The organism is Pedobacter sp. 10L46_2 (assembly GCF_056395165.1).
Genome location: NZ_JBFTIZ010000206.1, coordinates 1 through 10,280 on the forward strand (window position 1 = coordinate 1; position 10,280 = coordinate 10,280).

The following is a 10,280-nucleotide window of genomic DNA, read 5'->3' on the forward strand; positions in this document are numbered from 1 at the left end:
GTCTACCGAACTGTGGCCGGTGCTTACTGTACTGATTGTGATTGCAATAGTTCAGTTTTTGGACAACAATATACTGATGCCTAGAATTGTAGGGTCAAAAGTGAAGATAAATGCTTTGTTTGCTATCTTAGGTGTAATCATTGGTGGAAGCATTGCAGGTGTATCGGGGATGTTTCTTTCTCTTCCGGTTATTGCAGTATTGAAGGTCATTTTCGACCGGACTGTGATGTTTAAACAATGGGGTGTATTATTGGGAGATGAACGTCCGGCCAAGAGTCCGATGAGTTTCGCCAGCTTCAGGAAAAAGAAAACGATAACGGTTAAGGCAGGAACAGAAAAATAAAAGTATTATTGTGTAATATTTTTATTGATAGGGATAAACAAATGAACCACTTAACCAAAAAAGTAGTGTTGCTTTTTCTTGTGCTGGGTATTGCAGCAGGTTGTAAAAAAAAGGATATTCCGCTTAGCGCCGCTAAGGAAATAACGACATTTAAAATTGAAGTAATCTATAACCCTGGTGCCATTAAAATAGATATTGGCAGTGAAATAAGCGAGAACAGCATTGTACTTAGTGTTACAAAGGGCTTGAATATAAGCAGCCTTAAGGCAACATTTACGACCACGGGAAAAAGTGTAAGCGTAAACGGGAAGGCACAGCAGTCAAATATTTCTGTACAGGACTTCTCAAAACCTGTAAAATACTTGGTTACCGCAGAAGATGGCTCTGAGAAGACCTATTCGGTGACTATTAAGGAAGTCGATGATATCGGTCTTATACTCAAGACTTTTTCGTTTTTAAAGGCAAACAATCCAGATCTTTCCAGTGACGTTAACTTTAATATAGTCAGTAGTAAGGTTAGTGCCAGTTTAATGTATCAAAAAAGGAAACTAATCGCCACATTTTCGACTGAGGCTATTCTAGTAAGTATAGATGGCGTAAAGCAGGAAAGTGGTAAAACAATTGTCGACTTCAGTCAGCCGGTAAAATATACCTTGACCTCTAAGTACGGTACAAACGCGGAATACCTGATCACAGTAGACTGGGAAGCCTCCGTTCCCCATATTTACATTGAAACTTTTGGTAATGCTCCGATTGTATCCAAAGAGGACTATTTGCAAGCAACAATAAAAATTGAAGGTCTTGGTGGATTTGAGGACTATTCAGGAACCACCAAAATAAAAGGTCGGGGGAATTCTACATGGGGATTTCCGAAAAAACCATATCGTTTAAAGCTGGATAAGAAAGCCGCATTGCTAGGTTTGGCTGAAGAAAAAGATTGGGTACTTCTGGCAAACTACTTGGATCCGACCTTGATGTTCAATGCAGTGGCAATGAAAACGGGACAGCTACTAGAGATGCCTTACACCAATAATATTATTCCCGTAGAGCTGACCATAAACAATACGTATATGGGAAGTTATGCATTTACAGAGCAGGTAGCCGTTGGAAAAAACCGGGTAAATATTGAAGATGGTGGCACCCTATTAGAGCTAGATACCTATTATGATGAGCCATGGAAATTCAAATCAACCAATTATAACCTGCCGGTAATGGTCAAATATCCTGAGCTCAGTTCAGAGAGCGGAGTTTCAGTGCTAAAAAATGAATTTCAAGTCATGGAGAATGCAATCGCTTCTTCAACATTTCCAGGTAATAATTATACCGACTACTTAGATATCAATTCACTTGTCAATTTGTTTATCGTCTGTAACTTGACAGATAATGAAGAGCTCAACCATCCAAAAAGCCTTTATATATACAAACCGAAAGGTGGAAAGTACAGCTTCGGACCTTTATGGGACTTTGACTGGGCCTTTGGATTTGAAGGCACAGGTACACACTTTGAGAAATACGATAATGCACTTTTATGGAACTCTTCTTCGGTTGGCACCGTGTTTTTTAAGCGACTGCTAAGCGATCCGAAGGTAAAAATACTGTTTAAGCAAAAATGGATTGCCTTTAAGTCAGTAAAAATGCCAGAACTGATGACCTATCTAAATAAATATGCAACTACCATTGAGGCTTCTAAGAAGCGAGATTTTGCCAAATGGGGAACTGGCAGTGGAGACTTTACCACAGACTACCAGAAGATGAGAGCCTGGATGATCAAACGTGCGGGCTATATAGACAGCTTTGTAGCCAATTTTTAACATAACACGCTCAATACTGATTTAGTAATGAGCGTGTTATGTTAAAACAAATCTTTACATTCTTTCTGGTACGGTTATGCCAAGTATATTCATTCCTGTTTTAAGAATGCTGGCAGTAACAGAACTTAAATTCAGGCGGTGTTGTTTAACAGCGCTATCTTCCTCTTTTACAATTGGCGGAACTTCATGGTAGAACTTATTGAACATCTTGGCAACTTCATAAAGATAGTTCGCTAAAGTAGCCGGACTATAAGCCTTTGCGGCTGCTGAGATTTCCGATGGGTATTTAGATAATAACATAATCATCTCCAATTCTGTAGCAGTAATCGCAACTTCAGGAGCATTAACTTCTGTAGAATAACCTCCCTTGTTCAGTAACGATTTTATACGTGCATGAGTGTATTGAATAAACGGCCCCGTGTTCCCTTGAAAATCAATAGATTCAGATGGATCAAACAACAAGCGTTTTTTAGGCTCCACCTTTAAAAGAAAATACTTCAATGCGCCTAATCCTATTTGGTTATATAAAGCTTCTTTTTCTTCCTCAGAAAAATTATTCACTTTACCCAATACTTCAGTCTTTTGCTTGGCTGTAGCCACCATTTCAGCAATCAGATCGTCAGCGTCGACCACAGTTCCTTCTCTGGATTTCATTTTACCACTAGGTAAATCGACCATCCCATACGATAAGTGATGTAAGCCTTTAGCCCATGATTTTCCTAATTTTTCAAGTATTAAAAACAACACCTTGAAATGATAGTCCTGTTCATTACCAACTACATAAATTTACTGATCCATTTTAAAATCATCATACTTCATTTGAGCTTTGCCAACACCATTTTCAAGTCCCTCATCAACAGTGTCCTTGCCTAATAAATAAGTATTACTTTCGTAATAGTATTTATCAAAATCTACTCCCAGATTCTTGTAGGTTACGTCAAAGCCTTCATAAACCCAGCCATTCATCTTTTTCCAAAGATCAATAACCTCTGAATCGCCAGCTTCCCAGTCCTGAAGCATTTTTTGAGCCTCAATAATTAGTGGGGAATTCTTTTTTGCTTCCTCTTCAGTTTGTCCTTCAGTCTTTAACCTATCAATTTCTTTCTTATACTCCTTGTCAAAAATCACATAATATTTACCCACAAGGTGATCTCCTTTTAGGAAAGAGCTTTCAGGAGTTTCGCCGTTCCCCCATCTTTGCCAGGCGAGCATAGATTTACAGATGTGGATACCTCTATCGTTCACCAGGTTTACTTTAATTACCTCATAACCATCAGCTTTAAGTAGCTCAGCTACAGAGTAACCTAACAGGTTATTTCTTACGTGACCTAGGTGTAATGGTTTATTGGTATTTGGTGAAGAATATTCTACCATTACCTTTTGACCATTAGGTTTTATAGATCCGAACTGAGGACTTAGCAGTTCCTTATTGAATAAGTTTAACCAGTAGGAATCGGCAATGGTTAAATTCAAGAAACCTTTAATTACATTAAAAGCCGTAACATCCTGTACGTTAGCTACTAGATATTCACCTAGTTCATTCGCCGTTGCCTCAGGTGATTTTTTAGAAAACCTAACTACAGGGAACACCACTATTGTTATTTGTCCTTCAAACTCGCTTCTAGTGTCTTGCAGGTTAATCTGGTTTTCAGGAATGTCCTGATCGTATAATTGCTTTACTGCTGCTATAGTGGCAGTTACTATATGTTGTTCAATATTCATGTTCTTATTTTATTTTGGAGCGTTTTTATTCGTTTCTAAAAGCATTGGTGGCTTTAATTAAAATCTCAAAAGCATGTTCTGCCATTTGATTTTCCTTATCCAATGTCGGATTTACCTCTACAATCTCGAAGCAACAAACCTTTTGATTAGTAATTAGCCTCGACATTAAATTACCAGCTTCACGCTCTGTTAAACCCTGGGCAACAGGAGTTCCTGTTCCTCTTGATGCCGTAGGATCAAGTGAATCTACATCAAAGGAAACATAGATCATGTTGCAATGATCCAGATACTTAAGTGTTTCAATAACAGTTCGCTCTACTCCTCTTTTTCTTAACTCGGCTGTAGTAAATATTTTGACTTTATTTTTTTTAAGCAAGTATTCCTCAGGTTTCTCCATATCCCTTGCAGAAATCAATACCAAGTCACGATAATTAATTTTTGGAGCAATATTGCCTACATTCTTAAGCTGATACCAGTAATTAATAGTTTCCTGATCGAGCTTGTTAACTTTCGACTCCGTATTGTCTTCATCAAGGGCCATGGCAAGTGGCATTCCGTGCATGTTTCCAGACGGCGTAGTGTATGGCGAATGGATATCAGCATGTGCATCAATCCAAATTACCCCTAACTTAGACTTTGGAAAAGCAGCTTTAATACCCGCAATAGTACCTGCTGCTGTGCTATGATCACCGGCAAGTACTATTGGAAACTCATTTTTATTTAGTGTGGCATTTACCTCATCGCTTACCCGCTCTACCATAGTCAAAATACCAGAGATACGCTTGGCAAACGGACTGCCGGTGGTTTCAAGCAGTAAATGGTTCTCATTTGGAACCTCCACAGTTTTATGTTTTTTAAAGAAACGACTGCCAAAGTCCAGCGCGGCAATCTTGATTGCATCTACTCCCAAACTCGCTCCACGTGTACCGGCGCCGATCTCTGATTTTACTTCAATAATTTTTAAAGTCTTAGTCATAAAAAAAATACGGGTGTATTTTATAAAGTGTTTATCTTTGGCAACAAAATTAACTCATTTTAATTTGCCAAACCCTATAAATAATAGTTCAAAAATATAAAAAATGCAGAGTTACTCCGAATTTCTTGATCTAAGTGTTGGTTTTCCTCAGGAAGGTTTCAGCGTTATAGACGACGAATTATATTTTCAAGATCTAAATCTAATGGAAATGATTGAAACCTATGGTACGCCATTACGTTTTACTTACCTCCCTTTGATTAGTAAAAAGATCCAGCAAGCCAAGTTGTTGTTCCAGACGGCTATCATCAAGAACAACTATCGCGGAGATTATAAGTATTGTTATTGCACCAAAAGTTCTCACTTCCGTCACATTGTAGAAGAGGCACTTAAAAATGGCATTCACTTAGAAACTTCATCTGCTTTTGATATGCCAATGATTGAGGCATTAGAGAAAAAAGGCGCTTTAACAAAAGACATAACCGTAATATGTAACGGTTTTAAAACGTATCAATACAAGCAATATATTATCGATATGTTGCATGATGGATATAAAAACATCATCCCGGTTTTAGATAATAAAGAAGAATTTAATCTTTTTGATGATGAGGTTGAATTGGATACGCCATGTAATCTTGGTATCCGGATTGCAGCTGAGGAACAACCCGATTCGCAATTCTATACTTCAAGATTAGGCGTTCGGCTAGAAGATGTAATCGAGTTTTACAACAACAAAATCTCTGCTAATCCAAATTTCAGGGTAAAACTGTTACACTTCTTTATCAATTCGGGTATTACCGATTCTCCTTATTATTGGAATGAATTAGAAAAATACGTTACCCTTTACTGTAAGTTCAAAAAGATTAATCCGGAACTGGATACTTTAGATATTGGTGGTGGTATGCCATTTAAAGATTCATTGGTATTCGATTTCGATTACGAATACATGGTAAATGAGATCGTAAAAAGGATTAAAGAGATTTGTGCTGAGCATGATGTTGTTGAACCAGATATTATTACCGAATTTGGAAAGTACACTGTTGCAGAGGCTTCGGGTATTTTGTACAAAGTATTAGGTCGTAAACAACAAAACGATAGAGAAAAGTGGCTAATGCTTGATGGTTCATTTATTACAAATCTTCCTGATGTTTGGGCATTGAACCAGAAATATATTTTACTTCCGGTAAACAACTGGGATGCAGAATATGAAAGGGTAAATTTAGGCGGGATTACCTGCGACGGACAGGATTACTACAACCAGGAAGCGCACATGAATAGCGTATTTATGCCTAAAACACGTAAAGTACAATATCTGGGTTTCTTTAATACCGGAGCTTACCAGGAAGTGCTAAGTGGTTATGGTGGTATCCATCACTGTTTATTGCCTAGTCCTAAACATGTTATTATACGTAGAAACAGAGATGAAACATTCAACTTCGAAGTTTTCGGAGAAGAGCAAAATAGTAAACAGGTACTTAAAATACTGGGCTATACCTAGGTCATTAATTAATTGTTTTAATACTGGTATTCGGCCTGCGCATTCATTTGTGCAGGCTTCTTAATCATTTCTCTTTGGTATCGTCGGCCAAATCCTGTATATCGTTAATCATATCTGGGATTGCACCATGATAGGAATGATCCACACCAGACAATACTCTCCAATGCCCTCTGGGAATTAACTTTCGGTAGGATTTAAATTGGTGATTAGGGATCACTTCATCGTCTACTGAGTGATAAAAATAAATATTATCCAGTGTGCTGAGCTTACTTAGCAGATCATCTTCTATTGCATATTCAGAGACATCCCAATTCTGATCCTTCCAATAAGGAACGCCAAATAGGATCATTCCTATTACTTTGTCTGGCACAGGCTGTCTGGTAAAATATTTCAATATAATGGAGCCTCCTAAGGAATGACCAAGGAGAATAACCTTACCTGACAAACTATTGAGACTGGTTTCTAAAACTGCTTCCCAATCCAGGAAGGCAGGATGTTCAGTATCCGGCATTGGTGGATATGTAATTGTAAATTTATCGCCAAGATTATTCCTCAGCGCATCTATAATTACTTGCTCCTGCGATGTTGATACATTCCCGGCACCCTGAATAAATAATATTTCATAGCTCATAGATTCTCTTTTAGGTAAATGATTAGGTTAAATATACGTTCCCTGATCTTGTCTGGATTTTTCATATTAATAAGATAAGCATAAAGTCCCTTCTTCCAATACATCAAGACTACTTTAGCGTAACTTTTCAATCAGGATATCTTTATAACAGACAATCGCTTTACCACCACCATGGATCTGCAGCCCTATATAACCGGATTGTGGAATATTAGGGTCTGTTTCTTTGTAATCTATCGTCTGATGGCCATTCAAAAAAATACGGATCCGGTTGCCTTCGGCAAGAATCTCAAAATCATTCCAGTCGTCTGGTTTAAGGGTTTTTGCAATCAGTGTAGAATCTGGCATAGCTAAGGTTATATTTCTACGGGATTCATCATACAGGCTTGCCCAATAACCAGCACCGATATCACCCTGATAACCTTTCATTTCATTAGGTGGATTAGTTAATCTTTGACTCCTGAATTGCACGCCTGCATTTACAAATCCCTGGTTACCCGTTAACTTAAATTTCAGACGTAATTTAAAATCGCTATAAATGTTTGAAGTTACCAGGAAATCGTTTTCGGGAACTTCCTGAGATAAAGATCCGCCAGTTATTACACCGTCCTTAATCTGCCAGGTTTTAATGGTGTCGCCTTCCCAGCCATTAAAAGTTCTGCCATCAAAAAGAGTCATAAAATGTTTTCCTGAAATGTTTTTGTTGGATAATCGACATCCGTATAACAAATTCATTAAGAGCGTTAAACAAATTATTGAAGAAGAGATCGCAGAACGCATAGATTGGAAATGATAAATAAAATGAAAATTTATAAACTGTCTTGCCCTAATATAGTATAAAGGTTTATTAAGAAGGCCTGCAGCCATTGAAATTACATCAAAATACCATAAAACTGCTATTTGATTATCAGTGCTGCTGCGTTCTCTTTAGGTTTGAAACTAGTTTAACCTAAAACCACAATCATTATACCTTTCTGGTTCTCACCGCATATTCGCAGGTATAAGCAAAGCTATTTATATAAAGAGGAGCCGCAATACTTACAGAATAGTGCATCACTATCATGCCCCTCTTTACCGCAGTTTGGGCATGATTCATATTTATGCTTTTTCTTTCGTGCTGCCAGAGCCAGATCATGGGTGATGATACCTGTAGGCACTGCAATTATCGCGTAACCAGTAAGCATGACTATAGAAGCAACGAATTTCCCCATTGGGGTAACAGGTGAAATATCGCCATATCCTACTGTAGTAATTGTAACTATCGCCCAATAGATGCTTTCAGGAATATTTGAAAACCCGTTTTCTCGTTTTTCAACAAGATACATGATTGATCCCAGGATTATAGTGAGGGTAAGTACAGTCAATAAAAAGATGCTGATTTTCCGAATGCTATCCTTGAGCGCCTGAGTAAGAAAATTGATTTCTGTTAAAAAATGCCCGAGCTTAAATATTCTGAATACTCTCAGGAGTCGTAAGGCCCTGAACACCAATAAGGATTGGGCGCCAATAAAGAAAATACTTAAATACGAGGGTAAAAGCGCGATCAAATCTATGATACCCAACAGGCTGAATACGTATTTAACAGGTCGTCTGATACTGACAAGACGTAAAATGTATTCAATGGTAAACAAGGCACAAAATACCCATTCTATGCGATTAAATAGTGTTCCATACTGTCGGTGAATGTGTTCAACGCTATCGAGCATAACCACTATGATACTGGTGAAAATTGCTATTAACAATCCGACGTCAAAAGCTTTACCTGCCCGCGTATTGGATTCATAAATGATCTCATGGAGGCTGAAACGCCAGTCTTTTTTATCTTTCGGTTCCATATCTCCTATTTTATCCTTCGGCTGTTAATGGCTTTCACCCATTGTTTGCGTTGGCATTTTTTACATTTATGCATTGAAGTCACGGGAAGTTCTTCTACGTTACCGCAGTATGAGCAGGCATACTTTCCTGCCTTTTGGATCTTAACCATACTTAGTTCAAATAACACAGGTAGTATTGGTAGACCATACTTTACCTCTTCGTCCGGATAATAATAGATGCTAATATTGCCCGAGGTTTCCAATATCGCTGTCTCAACTTGGCCCAAGTGAGAAATGCTTTGCTGCCTTAATTCTGAAAAAAACTCGTCGTAAGCAAGTCCTTCCTTACCGAATTCTTCAATTGAGAACTCCCCATTTTTAATTAAGTGAACACACTTTCCTTCTATAAGGTCATCGAGTTTTTTACTTTTTGCCATTAAATAGGTGGTCAGTCTGTAGGCACCAACAATTACAGCAAAAATGATTACCGGAACTAATAAGCCAATCTCCTTGTAAAACATCGGATCACCGGCAGCAGAGCCCAAACTTATAATTACTACCAGTTCAAAAACTGAAAGCTGTCGTACACCACGTTTCCCCAATAATCTCAAACCAAAAAGGATGATAAAATACATCACAAGTGTTCGGATGGATATTTCAATCATGAACTCCCAGTTCTCTTTGCCAATGAGGAATCCGGACCAATCTATGGATAATAGCATAATGAAAATTTAGATTTAATTACATAGTGCAATAACTCTACCAAATAGTTTACTGCTGTTAACATTCCATAACCATTTTTTTATCAAAAGGATCCCGGTAAATGGCTAACTTGTGACTTCATAAAATACCTATATGGCAGCAAATAAACATTGTACGATCAAAATTTCAGGAATAGTGATGCTTTTATTTTGGTCAGTAACATTTTGCAAGGCACAGTCCGCTAATGCAGTGAATTTACATGGCGCTTTAAAAGTTCGAGATGGTAAAATTTTGAATAGCCACAACAAACCACCTCAATTGAGAGGAATAAGTTTATCGTGGAGCGCATGGGGAGGAAGAAAATATTATAACCCGGAAGTTGTAACCTGGCTAAAGAAAGATTTCAAGATCAGCTTATTGCGTGTTGCTATGGCTGTTGAACCAGATAGTGGGTATTTGAAAGATCCTGATGGACAAGAAAGACTCATTACAGCAGTTGTTGATGCGGCGATCAAAGAAGGTATATATGTTTTAATAGATTGGCACGATCATCATGCCAATGTGAACATAAACGAAGCAAAATCCTTTTTTAAAAAGATGTCGGCAAAATATTCAGGGGTTCCTAATATTATATACGAAATATGGAATGAGCCTGAGCGTGTAGAGTGGAAAGTGGTGAAGGACTATGCATTAGAAGTTATAGCTGAAATACGTAAAAATGACAAAGAAAACATTATTGTGATAGGTAGCCCTAACTGGGATCAGGACATTCATATCGCAGCCAAAGAT

Annotated in this window: 9 protein-coding genes and 1 pseudogene; 4 read left to right on the forward strand and 6 right to left on the reverse strand. The window is 37.9% G+C overall.

The window, feature by feature from the left end; translation table 11 throughout:
• The coding region (locus tag AC1DDX_RS18975) for an AI-2E family transporter (protein WP_477622416.1) at positions 1-343 on the forward strand (343 nt) is incomplete at its 5' end.
• A 41-nt stretch (positions 344-384) separates the two neighbouring features.
• A complete protein-coding gene (locus tag AC1DDX_RS18980) occupies positions 385-2,154 on the forward strand; it encodes a CotH kinase family protein (protein ID WP_337716128.1) in 1,770 nt (589 codons plus the stop codon).
• Positions 2,155-2,208: 54 nt separating this feature from the next.
• On the opposite strand, the pseudogene AC1DDX_RS18985 reads toward AC1DDX_RS18980, so the two are convergent.
• Together AC1DDX_RS18985 and rocF are read right to left on the reverse strand one after the other, a co-directional pair.
• Positions 2,209-3,876: pseudogene (locus tag AC1DDX_RS18985) on the reverse strand (arginine--tRNA ligase).
• A gap of 25 nt (positions 3,877-3,901) precedes the next feature.
• Positions 3,902-4,852 carry an arginase gene (gene rocF / locus AC1DDX_RS18990; RefSeq protein WP_172662795.1) on the reverse strand — a complete coding sequence of 317 codons (951 nt, stop codon included), beginning with the start codon at positions 4,850-4,852 and terminating at the stop codon, positions 3,902-3,904.
• Between the two features lie 103 nt (positions 4,853-4,955).
• On the opposite strand from rocF, the gene AC1DDX_RS18995 reads away from it, so the two are divergent.
• Entirely contained in the window at positions 4,956-6,347 is a 1,392-nt protein-coding gene (locus AC1DDX_RS18995; RefSeq protein WP_048905642.1) for an arginine decarboxylase, read from the forward strand.
• Between the two features lie 64 nt (positions 6,348-6,411).
• On the opposite strand, the gene AC1DDX_RS19000 is transcribed toward AC1DDX_RS18995, so the two are convergent.
• The 4 genes from AC1DDX_RS19000 to AC1DDX_RS19015 form a co-directional block, all read right to left on the reverse strand.
• On the reverse strand, positions 6,412-6,978 hold the full coding sequence (locus AC1DDX_RS19000; protein ID WP_172662794.1) for an alpha/beta hydrolase: 567 nt from the start codon (positions 6,976-6,978) through the stop codon (positions 6,412-6,414).
• Between the two features lie 114 nt (positions 6,979-7,092).
• The gene (locus tag AC1DDX_RS19005; RefSeq protein WP_337716126.1) at positions 7,093-7,710 is read right to left on the reverse strand and encodes a 3-keto-disaccharide hydrolase; all 618 of its coding nucleotides are present in this window, start codon (positions 7,708-7,710) and stop codon (positions 7,093-7,095) included.
• A 275-nt stretch (positions 7,711-7,985) separates the two neighbouring features.
• A complete protein-coding gene (locus tag AC1DDX_RS19010) occupies positions 7,986-8,810 on the reverse strand; it encodes an ion transporter (protein ID WP_337716124.1) in 825 nt (274 codons plus the stop codon).
• Positions 8,811-8,815: 5 nt separating this feature from the next.
• A complete protein-coding gene (locus AC1DDX_RS19015; RefSeq protein WP_337716122.1) occupies positions 8,816-9,511 on the reverse strand; it encodes a DUF421 domain-containing protein in 696 nt (231 codons plus the stop codon).
• 133 nt (positions 9,512-9,644) lie between these two features.
• On the opposite strand from AC1DDX_RS19015, the gene AC1DDX_RS19020 reads away from it, so the two are divergent.
• The coding region (locus tag AC1DDX_RS19020; protein ID WP_477622417.1) for a cellulase family glycosylhydrolase at positions 9,645-10,280 on the forward strand (636 nt) is incomplete at its 3' end.

Excerpts from the sequence above, each read along its gene's own strand:
- rocF (WP_172662795.1), bottom strand. The coding sequence starts at position 4,852 with ATGACTAAGACTTTAAAAATTATTGAAGTAAAATCAGAGATCGGCGCC.
- AC1DDX_RS19010 (WP_337716124.1), bottom strand. The coding sequence starts at position 8,810 with ATGGAACCGAAAGATAAAAAAGACTGGCGTTTCAGCCTCCATGAGATC.
- AC1DDX_RS19005 (WP_337716126.1), bottom strand. The coding sequence starts at position 7,710 with ATGAATTTGTTATACGGATGTCGATTATCCAACAAAAACATTTCAGGA.
- AC1DDX_RS18980 (WP_337716128.1), top strand. The coding sequence starts at position 385 with ATGAACCACTTAACCAAAAAAGTAGTGTTGCTTTTTCTTGTGCTGGGT.
- AC1DDX_RS19015 (WP_337716122.1), bottom strand. The coding sequence starts at position 9,511 with ATGCTATTATCCATAGATTGGTCCGGATTCCTCATTGGCAAAGAGAAC.
- AC1DDX_RS18995 (WP_048905642.1), top strand. The coding sequence starts at position 4,956 with ATGCAGAGTTACTCCGAATTTCTTGATCTAAGTGTTGGTTTTCCTCAG.
- AC1DDX_RS19000 (WP_172662794.1), bottom strand. The coding sequence starts at position 6,978 with ATGAGCTATGAAATATTATTTATTCAGGGTGCCGGGAATGTATCAACA.